Here is a 17,823-nt window from a genome sequence, read left to right as displayed (position 1 = left end):
TCTTTTATACTCGACGACGAGTGTTTGATACTCGACGACGACTCTTTTATACTCGACGACGAGTGTTTGAGACTCGACGACGAGTGTTTGATACTCAACGATGAGTGTTTGATACTCGCTGACAGTGGAGAGTAAAAAACAAGGGAGAATCTATCAAAAATATTCGACCTGTCCCCCCACACATCCTTGTCTCCCGTGTCCCCTTATGATCCCTTTTAATATTGAGTTAAATCTTTGTGTCCTTTGTGTCCTTTGTGGTTCGTCAAATAGATATTCTGTGATTGGGAAGAGATTGACCGACTCAAATTTATGACACCAAAAAAGAAGACATATCGCTTCTTAGCGCTAATACTGGTAACTACCTTGTTTTGCTTGAGCATCTCACCAGTTTTAGCAAAAATTTCTCACCCTCCTAGTTCCACTTCCCCCACAATCTCTGCTGTTTTACAACAAGGGAAAGCACTCTACGATAACGGACAGTTTGCACAAGCAGTACAAGTATTGCAGCAAGCAGCCCAAAATTATCGCCAGCAGGGGGAGACAAAAAAACTTGCTGTGACTCTGAGTAATCTTTCTCTGGCTTATCAACAACTTGGTGCGTGGAATGAAGCCAAGCAAGCAATTACAGAAAGTCTAAATCTCCTCAAAAGTACAGACGATCGCAAAATATTAGCTCAAACCCTCGATATTCAAGGTCGTCTGCAACTTGCAATTGGACAACCAGAGGAAGCTTTAAAAATTTGGCAACAGGCAGAAAATATTTATACTCAAATAAATGATCAAAATGGCGTAGTACGATCGCAGATTAATCAAGCTCAAGCATTAATCTCTAGTGGATTTTACCGTCGGGCAGAAGCAACACTATTACAAGTAAACCAGATATTGCGATCGCAAAAAGATTCACCAGAAAAAACAGTAATGTTGCGATCGCTAGGCGATGTCTTACAATTAGTGGGCAAATTTCCAGAATCTCACGCTGTTCTTGAACAAAGTTTAGCAGTAGCCAAGCGCTTGCAATCACCTAATTATATTGCCGCGAGTCTTTTTAGTTTAGGTAATAATGCTCGCGATCGCGAGCATACACAGCAAGCGATTGATTTTTATCAACAAACAGTTAAACAATCTCCCTCAACTCTGTTAAAAGTCCAAGCCCAGCTTAATCTTCTCGGTTTACTAATTGAAGAGCAAAAACAAAAGGATGCTCTGATTTTAGTACCACAAATTCAATCCCAAGTCAACCAACTTCCCCCCAGTCGCGCCAGCATTTACGCCCAGATTAATTTTGCTCAAAGCCTTTTGATTTTAGATTTTCTAGAGAACCAATCTAAAATTGCTCAAATTCTTGCCAAAGCTGTGCAACAAGCTCGTAATTTAAACGATCAACGCTCCTTAGCTTATGCTTTGGGTAGTCTAGGAAATTTGTATGAACAAACTAGACAGTGGTCTGAAGCCCAAAAACTGACCGAACAGGCGTTACTTTTGGCACAGAGTAGTAATGTCCCAGATATTGCTTACAGATGGCAATGGCAGTTAGGTAGATTGCTGAAAGTACAAGGGGATATTCCAGGAGCGATCGCAGCCTATGATTCAGCAGTCCAAACCCTCGAATCGATTCGTAATGACTTGGTAGCAGTCAATCGAGAAGTACAATTCAGCTTTCGCGATAGTGTCGAACCAGTATATCGACAATCAGTAGAATTACTATTAAATTCTCAAACAACACAACCAGAAGAGAAAACTTTAGAAAAAGTACGCCAACGAATTGAAGCGCTGCAAATAGCGGAATTAGATAACTTCTTTCGGGAAGCGTGTTTAGAAGGTCAGCGTGTAGTACTGGATCAAATCGTAGACAAAGAAAATCCTACGGCTGCGATTTTATACCCAATAATTCTTCCCAATCAACTACAAGTAATTGTCAAAATTCCCAAACAACCCCTACAACACTACAGCACTCAAATTTCCCAAGCAGAAGTAGAACAAATAATTACTCAATTACAACAAAATCTTCTTAATCCTGCGGCAATCAAAGTTACAAGAACCCAGTCACAGCAGGTTTACAACTGGCTGATCAAACCGATTGAATCGCAATTATCAGCTAGTGGAGTCAATACCATAGTATTTGTACTTGATGGAGCCTTGCGTAATTTATCCATGTCTTCCCTGTATGACGGAAAACAATATTTGATCGAAAAATACGCAACAGCTTTGAGCATCGGTTTGCAAATCTTTGATCCCAAGCCATTACAGCAACAGCGTTTACAAGCCTTAACTGCGGGTTTAACTCAACCACCACAAGCATACTCGGAATTCGCACCCCTACCCGCGATCAAAACAGAGATTGAGCTAATTAGCGAATCTGGTATATCTACGACCAACTTGTTAGATCGACAATTCACCAGTAAAGAACTAGAGAAAAAAGTTAATACTAATCCTTTTAACGTCGTGCATTTAGCAACCCATGGTCAGTTTAGTTCCCGTGCTGATCAGACATTTATCTTAGCTGCCGATGGTCCAATTAATGTTACTCAATTTGATAGTATTCTTCGTAGTCGGGATGACACCAGAGCAGAAGCACTACAACTATTAGTATTAAGTGCTTGTCAGACAGCAGCAGGAGACAAACGTGCAGCTCTGGGTTTAGCTGGCGCAGCTGTACGCGCCGGCGCACGCAGTACCATTGCTTCTCTTTGGCAAATAGATGACGAATCCACCGCTCAGTTTGTCGGTGCTTTTTATCGAGAACTCAAAGAAAGCAGGATTAGCAAAGCAGAAGCGCTGCGTCGCGCCCAGCTACAATTGCTCAAGCATCCGAATTATAATGCTCCTAGTTTTTGGTCTGCTTACGTACTGATTGGAAATTGGTTGTAAGAAACTTTTAACTACAAATTATTAAATATTAATTCCTGAATCAGCGACAATTTTTTTGCGTAATTTTTGTAATGATGAGCGACATGTATACAGCAGCATTAAACTTTGGGGAATGATCCATGTCACACCAAGCCTATCATCTTGAAGATATCGCTTTAACACTGCCCATCACCAAGGCAGCCCGCACAACAGCCGAACGATTTGCCCGTCAACTGCCACATTCTCAAACTGGGGAACGAGTTCGTTTGAATACTTTGTGTATATTAGCAGTTAATGATTATTTACAAATGATGGGTTTTCCTACTGATTTGGCAGCTAGTGACAGTTGGAATCCGATTATGCGTTTGTGTGCTGATGTGGCTGATTTAGAATTACCAGGAATTGGGCGTTTAGAGTGCCGTCCTGTACTATTGAATCAACAAATTGCTTATGTCCCCCCTGAAACATGGGAAGAACGAGTAGGTTACGTGTTTGTGCAAGTTGATGAATCCCTCCAAGAGGCAAAATTATTGGGATTTGTCCCCAGCGTCGCTACCGAAGAGATTCCTTTAACTGAACTACAACCTTTAGAAGAATTAATTGAACATCTAACACCTGTTTTTGAGTTACCAGTTCCGGAATTGGTGAATTTGAGCCAGTGGTTTACAGGTATATTTGAAGCAGGATGGCAAACTATAGAATCCTTATGGAATCAACCTGAAATGTCGCCAGCTTTTGCATTTAGAAGCGGCAACTTGATAGAAGATCAAGCTAATGATCCGCCAGAAGCAGTAGTCAGACGAGGAAAATTAATTGATTTAGGAATTCAGATTGGCAAACAACTAGTCATGTTAGTTGTAGAAATTAGTCCCCAAGCTGATCAACAAACAAACGTTCTGGTGCAACTGTATCCTGCTAACAATCAAAAGTACTTAACACCAGAAGTCCAACTTACAGTCCTAGACAAATCAGGATCAGTCTTTTTGGAAGCCCAAGCGAGAAATGCAGACAATTATATGCAATTAAAATTTGCCGGAGAACCCAAAGAAGAATTTACCGTTCAAGTAGCATTGCATGATGCTTGTGTAAAAGAACATTTTGTAATTTAGTTATTTGTCATTTGTCATTTGTCATTTGTTCTCGTTTTCTTGATGTCTCCATTTCTGTTACCGATACTTCTTTAGATCGTACAGAGCAGCAGATTTAATGAGTGGAGTCAATCCAAAATCCAAAATCCAAAATTGAATGACTTTCTAATTTATGGGTAAGTTAGTAGTTCTGAAATTTGCAGACGGTAGCTTTGAGCAAGGGTTTGCCGTTACCTTACAAATTGGTGAGGAAGGTGAGTTACCTTCTTCAGAAATTGCGGGTAAGTTACCAGCAGCAACAGAATTATTACAGAAATATAAAGAGTGGCAATCTAGTTATTCAAGATTAGGTAATCGTTATCGTTTATCTGCGGAGAAGGTGCAAGTAACAAATGTATCGATCCTCAAAGACTGTGATAAAACTGCTCATGTATTGCGATCGCATCTTAATTCCTGGTTACTGGCTGCGGAATTTCGTCCGGTGCGTGAAAAATGGCTAGAAAGATTATTGCCTACAGATATAGTACGAGTCATTTTACAAACAGAAAATCGTGATTTGCAGCGTTTACCTTGGCATCTTTGGGACGTACTTGAACGCTACCCTAAGGCGGAAATTGCCATAGCACCTCCAAGATACGAGCGTATTGCTGCTAAGAAAACTCATAATAAAAAAGTAAATATTTTAGCAATTATTGGTAATAGTCAAGGAATTGATACTCAAGCAGATACTGTTTTACTCCAAGGATTACCCGCAGCTGAAGTCAGCTTTTTAGTTGAACCCCAGCGTAAGGAATTAAATGATTATCTCTGGCAAAAAAACTGGGATATTCTCTTTTTTGCTGGACACAGTTCTAGCAAAGGAAATAATTATACTGGCAAGATTTTTTTAAATAAAACTGATAGTCTCACGATTGATGAATTAAAATATGCTTTAAAAAAATCAGTGGAACGAGGTTTACAACTGGCAATTTTCAACTCTTGTGATGGCTTGGGATTAGGAGAAAAATTAGCTGATTTGCACATTCCTCAAATGATAGTGATGCGCGAACCTGTTCCAGATTTAGTTGCACAAGAATTTTTAAAAGGTTTTCTGGATAGTTTTGCTGGTGGTGAACCTTTATACTTAGCAGTGCGAGAAGCACGGGAAAGATTACAAGGATTAGAAGATAAATTTCCTTGTGCGACTTGGCTACCAGTAATTTGTCAGAATCTCGCAGAATCACCCCCCACTTGGCAAAAGTTCACAGGCTGGATTACTCCCAGCAAACCTGTCAAACGAACTTATAATTTTTCTAATTTATTACGTATAATTATTTATTTTTTAATTAATAGTGTATTAATTACTGCAATTCCTACTGGCTTGAAATTTTTGGAAGTCCTACAAAATTGGGATTTACAAGCCTTTGATTTGATGATGCGATCGCGTTCAGTTTTCATCAATGAAAACCCCGATCCACGCCTGTTATTAGTCACCGTTGGTGATGCTGATATTGCAGCCCAACGCCGCAGAGGCGAATCTTTGAAAGGAACATCTATATCTGATCAAACCCTCAATAAAGTTTTGGAGAAACTTCAACAACATCAACCGCGAGCGATCGGTCTAGATATTTACCGTGATTTTCCAGCAGAATCAACAAATTTACTCAATCATCTCCAACAAACTAACAACCTATTTGGAGTCTGCAAAGGCAGCGATACAACAATTAATACTAATGGCATTGAACCACCACCAGAATTCCCCCCACATCGTTTAGGTTTTAGCGACTTTGTTTATGATGCTGATGGTGTAGTGCGTCGCCATTTGCTGTATATGAACCCAGAAGCAACTTCACCTTGTCCTACTTCTTTTTCTCTCAGCTTACAACTCGCACTGCGCTATTTACAAGCTGAAGGAATTAAATCAAAGTTGACTCCCACAGGTGATTTTCAAATTGGTAATCTTAATTTCCCACTCTTAAAACCGCGAACAGGAGGTTATCAAGGTATAGATACTAACGGTGGTCAAATTTTACTCAACTATCGTTCCTCAAAGCGAATTGCTGAACAAGTAACATTGACACAACTTTTATCTGCTCCAATTAACCCCAACGCAATTAAGAACAAAATAGTCTTGATTGGTGTAACTGCTAAAGGTGATTTTCCAGATTATTGGGCTACACCTTATAGTACTGAGTTAGACCAACAAATGCCAGGAGTATTAGTACAAGCTCACATGGTTAGTCAAATTCTCAGTGCTGTTCTAGACCGACGCCCACTCCTGCAATCATGGAATCCCTTTGCTGAAGTAATGTGGATTTGGGTTTGGTCAGTAGCAGGAGGATTACTAGCTTGGCAAATGCATCACTCTTTGACACGCTTGTTAATTTTTGTCGTCATTGGCTCAGGAATTCTTTATATTTTCTGCTTTGGTTTATTTATCCAAGGTTACTGGGTACCTTTTGTACCATCAGCTTTAGCACTCATAGGAACAGCTGGTATAACAGCAATTAATCAAGAGCCAAAGTAATTTGTCATTTGTCATTGGTCATTTGTCATTGGTCATTGGGAACAGACTTGTTAAATCATTCCCCCCACACTTCCCACACTTCCCAGACGCGATGAATCGCGTCTCTACATTACTTCCCACACTCCCTTGTCCCCGATCCCCAATCCCCGTTCCTCACATTATGAAGTTCAATTTAGATCCGATTAAACTTTTTTTGGTGTTGACTCTCAGCAGTACTAGCTTAGTTAGTAGTTTTTCGTTGGTTGTCGCGCAGTCAACGCCAACTCAACCCTCACAACCAACTTCACCTCAGCCTCCTAAGAGTGGAACTATTAAGGTTGATTTACCTAATTTGCCACCGGGTCCTCCTCCTGGAGGTCGTCGCTTTGGGGGAGCCAGAAGAGGTAGCTGTCCAGAGGTTAAAACACCCCTAACTGCTTTAGTTCCCTCGACAGAGCAACCGCCATCGGTAACAAATGTTTGGGGATTAACAACAGAAGAACATCCTCAACTATGGTTTTATCTACCGTACACTAAGAGTTCTGGTTATCCGGCTGAATTTGTCTTGCTTGATGATGAAACCAAAGATTCAGTTTATAAAACTGCGATCGCTCTACCAGCGAAAGCAGGTATTATCAAAGTCCCCATACCTGAAAATGTTCCGCCACTGCAAGTAAATAAACAGTATCGTTGGTTCTTTAACGTTTATTGTTACCCACAAAAGCAATCAACTCCTATTTATGTAGAAGGAGTTATTCTCCGTAAAACACCTAATCAAACTTTACTTAAACAGTTACAAAAATCACAGCCTATCCAACAAGTTAATATTTATGCCAACAATGGCTTTTGGTACGATGCGCTCACCACACTAGGACAACTGCGCCAAACAAATCCCCAAAATAATACACTTCAAACACAGTGGAGAGATTTACTAGCTGCTATTGGCTTAGGTGAATTAGCAATTCAACCATTAGTTCAACCGTAGTGATTAGATTGGGGATCCCCAATCCCCACACTTCTCTCTTCCCCTAGATGCTTGAACATCAAACTAAATTTGGTTTAAGTTTTAGACAATATTTGATCAATTCTGTTTGTTGTGGATGCGTCTGTTCTAATCAAAACTTTTGTTGCTGTTTTTGTACTTGCTGATGCGATCGGTAATATACCAGTTGTTTTGATTCTCACTAGAGGTATGGAACCAGAACAAAGAAACAAAGTGATAGATAAAGCTATTTTGGTAGCAATAACAGTACTTTTGCTCTTTGCTTTTGGTGGACAATTTCTTTTGAGTTATTTGGAGATCAGCATGGGATCATTAAGAGTCGCTGGGGGATTGCTATTATTATTAATTTCTTTACAAATGCTTCAAGGCGACTTAGATACTCCAGTGATCGATCAAGATCGTGATGTGGCAATTACTCCCTTAGCTTTACCTTTATTGGCAGGCCCTGGCACACTCACAAGCGTGATGTTACTGATGTCAGAATCTCCCAATCCGCATATTGGCGTAATCGTGGGAATTGTTGCTGCAATGTTCGTCAGTTGGTTAATTCTGCGACAGGCAAACTTTATTGATAAGTGGTTCGGTGCTGAAGGAGAGGTAATTGTTACTCAGCTTTTAGGGTTTTTACTGGCAGCATTAGCGGTGGAAATTGGTAGTGCAGGAATTAGAGAGTTATTTTTAAGTTAAGTCTTTGCTGGCGATCGCTTGTTTGCTAACTAGAAGCACTGGTATAAAACCGTAATGCAAACCGCCAAAACTGATTAGCAACAAAAAATAGCAGTACAGCTAGCATTCCCGCACCCAGCATCCAAGTAATTTCGCTACGACCTAACATTGCTTCTGCTGGTACTGTAGTTAAAAATGCAACAGGTACTATAAAAGTGAAGAAGAAACGATAAGCAGCAGGATAGGCTACCATTGGATACCTACCAGCTTCCAACAAACCACGTAGTACCTCGGTAACATTATAAATTTTGACAAACCAAATACTGGTAGCTCCCAGCATAAACCACAAGCTATAAAGTATGATTAAGCCAAAACCCAACGGTACAGCACTTAATAGGTAGTCGCTTATCCTTAAATTGAGTCGTGTACCTGCATAGATAATCAATATGGTGCCAAAAACCAAATCTGGTAGTCCCCAAGGTGAAAGAGTATGGGTAGAAAGCCAAAATTGACTGGGGATTGGTTTTAGTAAAACAAAGTCGAGTGTTCCTTCTTGGACAAGGCGGACAATCCGATTCAGGTTAGGAGCGAGAAAAGTTGCTGAAAACCCCTGCAATAAAGTGAAAATTCCTAGTACTAGCAACGCTGCTTCCCATGACCAACCAGGGAAGGTGTAACCTTTTCCATAAAATAAGAATAATCCAAATAAACTGCCTACTAAATTGCCTATGCTACTAAGGGCAGCTAAAAGGAAGTTAATACGATACTCCATTTCAGCCGCTATAGCTGTACTCCAAAAAATTCCGATTAATTTCAGGTGTTTTAGCATTGTAGATGTTCCTCTCGCTTTATTGCCGTTGTGTTACGGCTTTGCCATAACGCACCTAACACAACGCCAGGTACTACAACGGGTGAAACCCCCGCAACGTACTGGTTCCCCTACACTAATTTAATCTTCCAGGGTTGAAACGAGAATTTTCTAGGTTGAAACGAAAATTTTCTGGGTTGAAATCAGCAATAGCCAGACTAGACCTTCAGAATTCCTTGCCAACACGTTAAGCTTGATTAAGGTAGCAATTTATTGCGCTTTTTAGATTAATTTCTCTGTTACTGGTAACTTTTAACAGTTGTCTATTTTATTTATTTGGTAAGGGTTTGCCCACCATATACCTGATAACTGCTGCTGGTACTGTTCACTGATTTTATTTTCACTGCTTGAGAAACTCGGAATGCTAGACCAAATTTTTGACTACCTTAATTTTCATCTCAGCATTGAAGCGGCTATAGTTTTGCTGATTTTGATGTTTTTGGAGGCGGTACTATCTGCTGATAATGCTATTGCTCTTGCTGCGATCGCTCAAGGACTGGAAGACAAAAAGCTGGAAACCCAAGCACTCAACATCGGTCTAGTTGTTGCCTATGTCCTGCGTATTACCTTACTGCTCACCGCTACTTGGGTGCAACAGTTTTGGCAATTTGAGTTGCTAGGCGCAGCTTACCTTCTGTGGCTAGTATTCCAACACTTTACTTCTGAAGAAGACGACGAACATCACCATCACGGACCACGTTTTAGTTCATTGTGGCAAGTGATCCCAGTAATTGCTTTGACAGATTTGGCTTTTTCTTTGGATAGTGTCACCACTGCGATCGCTGTTTCCCAAGAAACTTGGTTAGTACTGACTGGGACAACGATTGGTGTGATTACTCTGCGATTTATGGCAGGCTTATTTATTAAGTGGTTGGATGAATTTGAGAACCTAGAGGATGCAGGTTATATGACTGTTGCATTGGTGGGATTACGCCTATTAATCCGCGTGGTAAATGAGGATTTAGTACCACCACAATGGTTGATGATTAGTGCGATCGCCCTAATTTTAACCTGGGGATTTTCTCAACGCACCCTACCCCCATCAGTATCAACGGAATCGCAGAAGACAAAAGTAGCCCAATCTAAAGAAGTTGAGGAAGTCTGAGAAGTATGGGGAGTGTGGGGAATAATGTAGAGACGCGATTCATCGCGTCTGGGAGTGTGGGGAGACAAGGGAGAATTATTTAACAAGTCTTTTCCCAATGACAAATGACAAATGACAAATGACAAATGACAAATTGTGAAAGCACAGCTTTTGTTAATCTTCACCCTATTGGTTCTTAATTCTGGGACAGCGCATTCACAAACACCTGTACCAAACCCACAGACAACAGCCACTCCAACAGTTGCTCCCACAACAACTGTTACATCAAAATCTTCGAGTCAGCCTAAGAATACAAAGGTTTCCGAGAAGGATTTGGTGAAAACCTTTGAAGAGCTAGATAAGGGATTTACTACTGTTGTCTTTTTATTGGTAAAAATCTTAGTAGGGTTACTGAGTGTATTTGTTATTAGGCGATTCTTTTTAGTAATTATTAACCGCTCTTCCCAATTGATAATTGATAATTTCAGTAATGCAACTGGCGCAGATGAAATCGAGGGTATTTTACCAGGATTATCACAATTAGCACGGGAAAGATTAGCCAGAGAGATGAAAAGCGTCTACCAAAGGTCAAAGGAGCATATCACTAGTGTTGGCCCGGAAATAAATCTCTCCTCTACTAGATTTCCGTTACCACAAGCCACTGCAAATCAACAACTCACCAATTTTATATCTTCTGTCAAAGAGTTAACTCCTGACCAAATTGATCCATTGGTACAATTACTTGCAGTAGTATTCCCACCCTATGGTACTAAAGTTACTGGTATCTTACAAAGCCAGGGTGAAGAACATAAAAGAATTGGTATCACATTTGAAATTCAGGATATAGATAACTGCATTGCTGCTCTGATTTATACTGTCTGGGAACTACCTGATTCTGAAGCAGATAAACAGTCAAAAATAGCACTCAAAGACCGTTTTAGACAGCTATTGCGGACAGCTAGTCGTTGGCTAGCATTAGAACTCTCTAAGCGGGAGATGATCAGAGGTATACCCAAATTGTATTTGGGTAGCAAGCGTCAACGCTATCTAGGTCAAATTCATAATTTCTTTGGTGTCCTCAATCAATCTAGCGCCCAAACTCATGGTAAATTTTTCTACCCATTGGCGATTGATGAGTTGCAAGACGCCATAGAATTTTACCCAGATTGGTATCAACCATACTATAACTTAGCTGATACTTACAGCCTCTTAGCACGCACAGAAAAAGGTGAGAGAAAAGTTAATCATCTCCAGAGTGCGATCGCTTACTACGAAGAAGCACTCAAAAGAGTTACAGAGCCAACTGTGGAATTACGGATCAAAGTTGCTCGTGCGATCGCTCAACTACTCACAGAAAGAGAAGATTTGATCTTGGCAGCAAAACAGGAAATACAAAACCTGGAAACAGCAAACAATTGGGATGCTACCACAGTATTAAATTACCAATTACTGTATTATCTTGCTTGCTGGTATGCCCTAGCTTATCGTTTGGATGTCGCCGATGAAACCCAAAAACAAGCCTATATATACTTAGCTTACAGCCTAGCTAGATACAAAAATAGAGATTTTTGGGAATGGATTAGTAAAGATCCGGATCTAGAAAGTATCCGTGGATGTTTTCCGGAACTCAAATCTACGCTTTTGAAGACATTGAATGAAAAGCCGGAACTAGCAAAGCAAATAGGCAAAGATTTTGCCGAATCTATAGAGAAAGTTTTGGAGGGGGTTGATCGGGGATCGGGGATTGGGGAAGGTAGGGGTCCCCTTTGGGGAACTCGGGGCCCCCACTCCCCCCAAGGGAGTGGGGATAAGGGGTAACGGGGATTCTCCAGAGGAGACGCTACGCGTAGACGCGTCAGCGGCTTCTCATAGAGTACGGGGATCGGGGACAAGGGAAGGGGGACAATGGAAATAATTAACTACTAACTACTAACTATTCAAGCAGAATTCATTACACACATTGTCTTCCTGTTCCCTGTTCCCTGTTCCCTTTTCCCTATCTCCACGAATGACTTGAATTTTGCTTAACTACTTAACTACTAACCACCAACAAATTTAAAATGAGTCAAGCCGATTTTGAAAAAGCCAAGCAGCGTTTAGCACAAGCAAAACAAGATATTATCTGGGCAACCAATGTTTTAGACGATGCTGCTAAGAACTTGAGCGATTACAAACTCACTCCTGAAGAGGTAGTTCAATTAGGCTATCAATTTCAGCGAGACTTGCAGGATATCCGCCAAACTCTAGAGCAAAAAACTCACTTAAAAAAAGATTTAAAATCACCAACAATTAAATATTCTTTTCCTCCTCCAAATATTGGCGAATCTCGCGAAATATCACCGAAAATAACAGGGGAAATACCCCCTTTCGATGATCCTGATGAAGATGATGATATGGGCGTAAGTCGTTCTCTGCGTCCAAATATTGGCGAATCTCGCGAAATATCACCGAGAATAACAGGGGAAATACCCCCTTTCGATGATCCTGATGAAGATAATGATATGGGCGTAAGCCGTTCTCTGTTTTAGAATTTTAGGGTGAGAGACGCTGTATTTTCCAATCGTTATTATCTAAGCGAGTATATAATATGCGATCATGCAGGCGACTAGAACGTCCTTGCCAAAACTCTATTTCTGTGGGGATCACCCGTAAACCTCCCCAATGAGGCGGTCGGGGTACATCCTGGTTTTTATACTTAGCTTGTAGTTCTTGAAACCTTTGTTCTAAGAGTGTTCGGCTTTCTATAATATTGCTTTGATTAGATGCCCATGCACCAAGACGACTTTGAAAAGGGCGACTTTGAAAGTACCTATCGGAATCATTTTCCGATATTTTTTCTACATGCCCACATATCCGAACTTGCCTTTCTAATTCTGCCCACCAAAAAACCAGGGCTGCTTGAGGATTTTCGGCTAATTCTTGTCCTTTGTGACTGTTATAGTTAGTAAAAAAAACGAAACCCCTTTCGTCAAAATCTTTTAGCAACACTATTCTTGCTGAGGGTTTACCGTCGGTCGTGGTAGTAGCAAGGGTCATAGCATTTGGTTCTAACAACTGTGCTTTTAGTACCTCGTCAAACCATTTTTGAAACTGTATAAAAGGATTAAGATCAACATCAGTTTCATTTAACCCCTGCAAGGTATAGTCTTTGCGAAGTTCAGCTACATTTTTGTCCATAGGGTTTGTATCCTGGTAGTTTTGTGAAAAATAATTATGATGATAATCAGCGCTAAGTAACTTTGCTAAGTAAGTTTTACCAATCCTCGTTGGGGCGGGTGTAACGGGGGTTAAGGAAATAGCCAGAGAAAAACAAATAGTGGAGTCGCAACAAGCCCTGTTGCTTGCTGTGACAGCTTTGGGCAGTGTGGAAATCCCTAAAGCCTTACACCTTTACACTCTGCACTTCTACACCCCAGTTACCAATCCAGTCAAAGGCTTTTGTAAAGAACATTGCATCAAATGCGACGTTGGACCTCTGTTCAAAATCTATTAATCTATGGTCTGGGCGGTCCAATCATCGCACTGAATGTTTGGCTACTGTCTGTATTGTTTAGTTATTTTCAGCATCCTATTACAATTTTCAGTATTGCCACAATACTTGCTTTTTTACTAAATTATCCAGTGAAGTTTTTTGAGCGCGCTCGTATTTCTCGCGCCCAAGCAGTAATTATAGTATTGCTGCTGACTTTAACAGTGTTTGTAATTTTGGGTGTAACGCTCGTACCAATGGTGATTGACCAAACCAACCAATTGTTAGATAAAATCCCTGATTGGTTAAATAGTAGTCAAGACAATTTAGAGCAGTTGCAAATGTTGGCAAAAAGACGACGTTTGCCTTTAAATTTCAGTGTTATTAATCAGCAAATCAATGCCAACATCCAAATATTAGTGCAGCAAATACCTTCTGGTGCTGTAGGATTTGCGGGAACGCTGCTATCAGGATTGCTGAATGTTGTGTTGGTAATTGTGTTAGCTTTTTACATGCTTTTATATGGCGATCGCCTCTGGTATGGTTTAGTGAGCCTTTTACCATCTCACATCCGTGTACCTTTCACTACATCCCTCCGACTAAATTTTCAAAACTTTTTTCTGATTCAATTCTTGTTGGGTTTGTTTATGGTGGTGAGTCTGACTCCCATTTTTTTGATTCTCAAAGTCCCTTTTGCGCTTGTATTTGCTATCTTCATTGGCATAGCCGAACTTATTCCCTTTGTGGGAGCAACTCTAGGTATTGGTAGTGTTACAGTTTTATTATTACTACAAAATTGGTGGCTAGCAGTACAAGTAGCAGTTGCAGCCATTTTCATGCAGCAAGTAAAAGATAATTTGTTAGGACCAAAATTACTTGGAGATTTTATCGGGATCAATCCCATCTGGATTTTTGTAGCGATTTTAATGGGATTTGAAATTGCTGGGTTTTTAGGATCACTCTTGGCAGTGCCGATTGCTGGGACTATTAAAGGTACTTTTGATATGATGAATTATACTAAAACTAAACAAACAGTATCAAATACAACATATGAAGTAGACTAATTCACTATTTAGCTAAGTACCCAATTTACCCAATTTTGGATTTTAGATCACCCTGCACCGTAGGGTGTAGCTTTTCTCATAGAGCAGCGGTAGAAGCGTCTATAGATTTTGGATTGACCCTAGTAGTGTACCTTGGTTCGTAGTGAGCGCTTAAGCGCTCCCCGCTCCCCAAACCTTATTTTCAAAACAAATTGATGTTTTTTACAATACAAAGTATATCAAAATAATCATGATAAGCTTTAAAACTTAAACCAAATCCAAGAGTATTTATTGGCTCTGCAAACTTGCAATTCAATTATGGCTATTTTTAGTCACAATTGTATTGCACAATTAGGAATTCCAATTCACAATAGTATTGATTGCGAGTTTCAGGGAAGCACTAGACAAAAATCTTGACGTAAATATATAGGTTTCCAATGAGACAAGTAAATTTTGTAATTATTTTTATCTTCTGTTTAGCTTTTGCTTTATTTACAATACAAAACACTGAACCAACCACAATTCATATTGTGCCTGGAGTGCAATTACAAGCACCAATCGCAGTAGAACTTCTATTAGCGATCGGTTTAGGTGCGGTTTTTGCTTGGATATTTAGCATTTGGACACATTGGCAGCGATTTATGCTATCTAGTCAAAAACTACGTCAAACTAATGTCCACATCCAGGAATTAGAAAGCAAAATAGAACATTATCAAACCGAAATTCAATCTTTAAAACTGGCACTACCACCCGCAAATGATTCGTCAAATCAACAAACAAAAGCAGAAGTAGTAATGAGTAATGAGTAACAAGTAATGAATTTTGTTTATTGTTGATGGTTGTTTGTTAGTTGGAAAACTTAAAACAACCAACAACTAACAACTAACAACTAGCAACTAACCTTAATGAATGCTTCTGAGCTACTCACAACAATTGAAAATCTCATACATCAAGCCGAAGAAGGAGAAATAGATCCTTGGGATGTGCAGGTGATAGAGGTTATTGACCGCTATATAGAATTAATGGCACCAGAGACAACGAAAAAAGGCTATGAAGCTGATTTGTCTCAATCTGGGCAAGCTTTTTTATCTGCATCAATGCTAGTGTTATTCAAAGCTAATACTTTGATGCAATTACAATCTGCTGCGGACGAACAAGAAACTTTAGCAGATGAGATGTTGCTGGAGGAAATAGAAAATGGGGCATTGTACCAAACTCATCGCCTGCAATTTGAGCGACATTTACGTCGTCGTCCAGCAGCAATGCCTCCACCAAAGCGTCGCGTCACTCTGCAAGAGCTGATAGACCAATTGCAGGTGATGGCAGAGCAACTAAAACTGGTGGAAAAAGTAAATAAGCCACCGCGTCCTCGGCGTCAGTCTAGCTTGCAGACAATGCGAGCTGCATTAGAATTAGCTCACCAGGAAAATCTGACTGAAGTTGCTCTCGAGTTAGAGCAAGTTTTGTACCGTTGGTCAATAGAGCTTAGTCTAGAGCAAAATTGGTTGAATTTGGAACAACTAGTACAGCTGTGGACACAAACAAAACAATCACAGCATCCAACAGGCCATGAATCACCAAACAGCCATAAAGTCAGTGTTTTTTGGGCATTACTATTGCTTTCAGCTCAATCTAAAGTGGAGTTATGCCAAGAGGAGTTTTACCAAGATATTAAAATTAGATTGATCATAGACAAAGAAAATAATATCAGACAATTGGAACAGTTGATGAAATAAGCAATATTTAATCTAGAAATATCAATCATTTCTAGAATTAATACTTCAGATCACACCAAAATCCGGGTAAATTGAAAGGATAAGCGATCGCTTGTTGACTATGAAAAAAATTCTTACTCAAGAAACGCCTCCCCCGTTCCACAAGAACGGGGTGGGCATTTTGGATGTCCTACGCGAACACATGTCATCTTGCTATGCATATGGTTATACCATGTCCGACAATTACCGTATTCCGTGGTTTTAAGGATGACTGAGAGCAAAAATAAACCGATGATTAAGTATCACTCACTTAAAGTTAACTGGCTTGTGGTTGAGGAATAAGTATATTATGAAGGCGATGATTCTGGCTGCGGGCAAGGGAACTCGGGTACGTCCAATTACGTACACTATGCCCAAACCGATGATGCCCATCCTGCAAAAGCCAGTGATGGAATTTTTACTAGAACTGTTACGCCAACATGGATTTGACCAAATTATGGTCAATGTGAGCCATTTGGCTGAAGAAATAGAAAGTTATTTTCGTGATGGTCAGCGCTTTGGTGTACAGATTGCTTATTCTTTTGAAGGGCGAATTGTTGAAGGTACGCTAGTGGGTGAAGCTATTGGCTCTGCTGGCGGGATGAAAAAAATCCAGGATTTCTACCCATTTTTCGATGATACTTTTGTAGTGTTGTGCGGAGATGCCTTGATTGACCTGGATTTGACAGAAGCAGTCAAGTGGCACAGAGCAAAAGGGTCGATTGCTACCATTATTATGAAATCCGTACCAAAGGAAGAAGTTTCCAGCTATGGTGTGGTTGTTACCGATGAAGAAAATCGCGTTAAAGCTTTCCAAGAAAAACCGAAGGTAGAAGAAGCCCTCAGTACCAATATCAACACGGGTATCTATATTTTTGAACCAGAGGTTTTAAATTACATACCTTCTGGTGTAGAGTTTGACATCGGTAGCCAATTATTTCCCAAACTAGTAGAAATGGGTGCGCCTTTCTACGCTATTCCTATGGATTTTGAATGGGTAGATATTGGTAAAGTCCCAGATTATTGGCGAGCAATTCGTGGTGTGCTATTGGGCGAAATTAAAAACGTCCAAATTCCTGGTCATCAAGTTGCCCCTGGCATTTACACTGGCTTAAATGTAGCTGTAAATTGGGACAAAGTTGATATCACAGGTCCAGTGTACATCGGTGGGATGACCAAGATCGAAGATGGGGCGAAAATCGTTGGCCCGACTATGATCGGTCCCAATTGCTGGATATGCAATGGCGCAACGGTGGAAAACAGTGTCATCTTTGAATGGTCACGCCTGGGGGCAGGAGTCCGACTAGTCGATAAGCTAGTATTTGGACGCTATTGTGTAGATAAGACGGGCGCAACTATCGACGTTCAAGCAGCCTCTTTAGATTGGCTGATTACCGACGCCCGTCAACTACCACCATCTCACACTCCTGTTGAACATCAAGCGATCGCAGAACTTTTGGGAACGAATGCGAGTTAGGGATTGGGCATGGGGCATAGGGCATTGGGCATTGGGCAT

Annotated in this window: 14 protein-coding genes; 12 read left to right on the top strand and 2 right to left on the bottom strand. The window is 40.4% G+C overall.

Going from position 1 to position 17,823, the window contains the following annotated elements; genetic code table 11:
- Window positions 1–309 precede the first annotated feature (309 nt).
- From B4U84_RS10380 to B4U84_RS10360, 5 genes are all read left to right on the top strand, one after another.
- Window positions 310–2,868 (top strand): CHAT domain-containing protein, encoded by a 2,559-nt coding sequence (locus B4U84_RS10380; protein ID WP_131117600.1) that lies wholly within the window; start codon window positions 310–312, stop codon window positions 2,866–2,868.
- A gap of 119 nt (window positions 2,869–2,987) precedes the next feature.
- Window positions 2,988–3,956: a DUF1822 family protein gene (locus tag B4U84_RS10375; protein ID WP_131117597.1), complete on the top strand. Its 969-nt coding sequence runs from the start codon at window positions 2,988–2,990 to the stop codon at window positions 3,954–3,956.
- Between the two features lie 151 nt (window positions 3,957–4,107).
- Window positions 4,108–6,441 (top strand): CHASE2 domain-containing protein, encoded by a 2,334-nt coding sequence (locus B4U84_RS10370; RefSeq protein WP_017313415.1) that lies wholly within the window; start codon window positions 4,108–4,110, stop codon window positions 6,439–6,441.
- A gap of 160 nt (window positions 6,442–6,601) precedes the next feature.
- Window positions 6,602–7,405, top strand: a complete 804-nt coding sequence (locus B4U84_RS10365; RefSeq protein WP_131117594.1) for a DUF928 domain-containing protein — start codon at window positions 6,602–6,604, stop codon at window positions 7,403–7,405.
- Window positions 7,406–7,516: 111 nt separating this feature from the next.
- A complete protein-coding gene (locus B4U84_RS10360) occupies window positions 7,517–8,110 on the top strand; it encodes a MarC family protein (protein ID WP_017313417.1) in 594 nt (197 codons plus the stop codon).
- Window positions 8,111–8,135: 25 nt separating this feature from the next.
- Here the strand turns inward: B4U84_RS10360 and B4U84_RS10355 are convergent, their stop codons facing one another.
- Window positions 8,136–8,918 (bottom strand): ABC transporter permease, encoded by a 783-nt coding sequence (locus B4U84_RS10355; RefSeq protein WP_017313418.1) that lies wholly within the window; start codon window positions 8,916–8,918, stop codon window positions 8,136–8,138.
- 400 nt (window positions 8,919–9,318) lie between these two features.
- Here B4U84_RS10355 and B4U84_RS10350 point away from each other — a divergent pair, with 400 nt between their 5' ends.
- The 3 genes from B4U84_RS10350 (at window position 9,319) to B4U84_RS10340 (ending at window position 12,569) form a co-directional block, all read left to right on the top strand.
- Entirely contained in the window at window positions 9,319–10,062 is a 744-nt protein-coding gene (locus B4U84_RS10350) for a MeeY/MeeF family manganese export membrane protein (protein ID WP_131117591.1), read from the top strand.
- A gap of 135 nt (window positions 10,063–10,197) precedes the next feature.
- Window positions 10,198–11,859, top strand: a complete 1,662-nt coding sequence (locus B4U84_RS10345; RefSeq protein ID WP_242677592.1) for a tetratricopeptide repeat protein — start codon at window positions 10,198–10,200, stop codon at window positions 11,857–11,859.
- A 242-nt stretch (window positions 11,860–12,101) separates the two neighbouring features.
- A complete protein-coding gene (locus B4U84_RS10340) occupies window positions 12,102–12,569 on the top strand; it encodes a hypothetical protein (protein WP_131117588.1) in 468 nt (155 codons plus the stop codon).
- A 4-nt stretch (window positions 12,570–12,573) separates the two neighbouring features.
- Here B4U84_RS10340 and pdxH read toward each other — a convergent pair whose 3' ends face one another.
- On the bottom strand, window positions 12,574–13,218 hold the full coding sequence (gene pdxH / locus B4U84_RS10335) for a pyridoxamine 5'-phosphate oxidase (protein WP_131117585.1): 645 nt from the start codon (window positions 13,216–13,218) through the stop codon (window positions 12,574–12,576).
- Between the two features lie 282 nt (window positions 13,219–13,500).
- Between pdxH and B4U84_RS10330 the strand changes: the two genes are divergently transcribed.
- The 4 genes from B4U84_RS10330 (at window position 13,501) to B4U84_RS10315 (ending at window position 17,784) form a co-directional block, all read left to right on the top strand.
- On the top strand, window positions 13,501–14,574 hold the full coding sequence (locus tag B4U84_RS10330; RefSeq protein WP_017313424.1) for an AI-2E family transporter: 1,074 nt from the start codon (window positions 13,501–13,503) through the stop codon (window positions 14,572–14,574).
- Between the two features lie 416 nt (window positions 14,575–14,990).
- Window positions 14,991–15,362 (top strand): LapA family protein, encoded by a 372-nt coding sequence (locus tag B4U84_RS10325; RefSeq protein WP_131117582.1) that lies wholly within the window; start codon window positions 14,991–14,993, stop codon window positions 15,360–15,362.
- A 96-nt stretch (window positions 15,363–15,458) separates the two neighbouring features.
- On the top strand, window positions 15,459–16,289 hold the full coding sequence (locus tag B4U84_RS10320) for a segregation/condensation protein A (protein WP_131117578.1): 831 nt from the start codon (window positions 15,459–15,461) through the stop codon (window positions 16,287–16,289).
- A gap of 328 nt (window positions 16,290–16,617) precedes the next feature.
- On the top strand, window positions 16,618–17,784 hold the full coding sequence (locus B4U84_RS10315) for a nucleotidyltransferase family protein (protein ID WP_026082169.1): 1,167 nt from the start codon (window positions 16,618–16,620) through the stop codon (window positions 17,782–17,784).
- Window positions 17,785–17,823: the final 39 nt, after the last annotated feature.

The sequence above is a fragment of the Westiellopsis prolifica IICB1 genome (assembly GCF_004323185.1).
In the GTDB taxonomy this organism is placed as follows: Bacteria; Cyanobacteriota; Cyanobacteriia; order Cyanobacteriales; family Nostocaceae; genus Pelatocladus; species Pelatocladus prolificus_A.
The sequence above is the reverse complement of the archived record's forward strand: the minus strand, read 5'-3'. Positions and strand labels throughout refer to the sequence as shown.

Bases quoted from the DNA above. Each gene is read 5' to 3' on its own strand.
- B4U84_RS10380 (WP_131117600.1), top strand. From the start codon at position 310: ATGACACCAAAAAAGAAGACATATCGCTTCTTAGCGCTAATACTGGTA.
- B4U84_RS10355 (WP_017313418.1), bottom strand. From the start codon at position 8,918: ATGCTAAAACACCTGAAATTAATCGGAATTTTTTGGAGTACAGCTATA.
- B4U84_RS10375 (WP_131117597.1), top strand. From the start codon at position 2,988: ATGTCACACCAAGCCTATCATCTTGAAGATATCGCTTTAACACTGCCC.
- B4U84_RS10330 (WP_017313424.1), top strand. From the start codon at position 13,501: ATGCGACGTTGGACCTCTGTTCAAAATCTATTAATCTATGGTCTGGGC.
- pdxH (WP_131117585.1), bottom strand. From the start codon at position 13,218: ATGGACAAAAATGTAGCTGAACTTCGCAAAGACTATACCTTGCAGGGG.
- B4U84_RS10320 (WP_131117578.1), top strand. From the start codon at position 15,459: ATGAATGCTTCTGAGCTACTCACAACAATTGAAAATCTCATACATCAA.
- B4U84_RS10365 (WP_131117594.1), top strand. From the start codon at position 6,602: ATGAAGTTCAATTTAGATCCGATTAAACTTTTTTTGGTGTTGACTCTC.
- B4U84_RS10340 (WP_131117588.1), top strand. From the start codon at position 12,102: ATGAGTCAAGCCGATTTTGAAAAAGCCAAGCAGCGTTTAGCACAAGCA.
- B4U84_RS10370 (WP_017313415.1), top strand. From the start codon at position 4,108: ATGGGTAAGTTAGTAGTTCTGAAATTTGCAGACGGTAGCTTTGAGCAA.
- B4U84_RS10350 (WP_131117591.1), top strand. From the start codon at position 9,319: ATGCTAGACCAAATTTTTGACTACCTTAATTTTCATCTCAGCATTGAA.
- B4U84_RS10315 (WP_026082169.1), top strand. From the start codon at position 16,618: ATGAAGGCGATGATTCTGGCTGCGGGCAAGGGAACTCGGGTACGTCCA.
- B4U84_RS10325 (WP_131117582.1), top strand. From the start codon at position 14,991: ATGAGACAAGTAAATTTTGTAATTATTTTTATCTTCTGTTTAGCTTTT.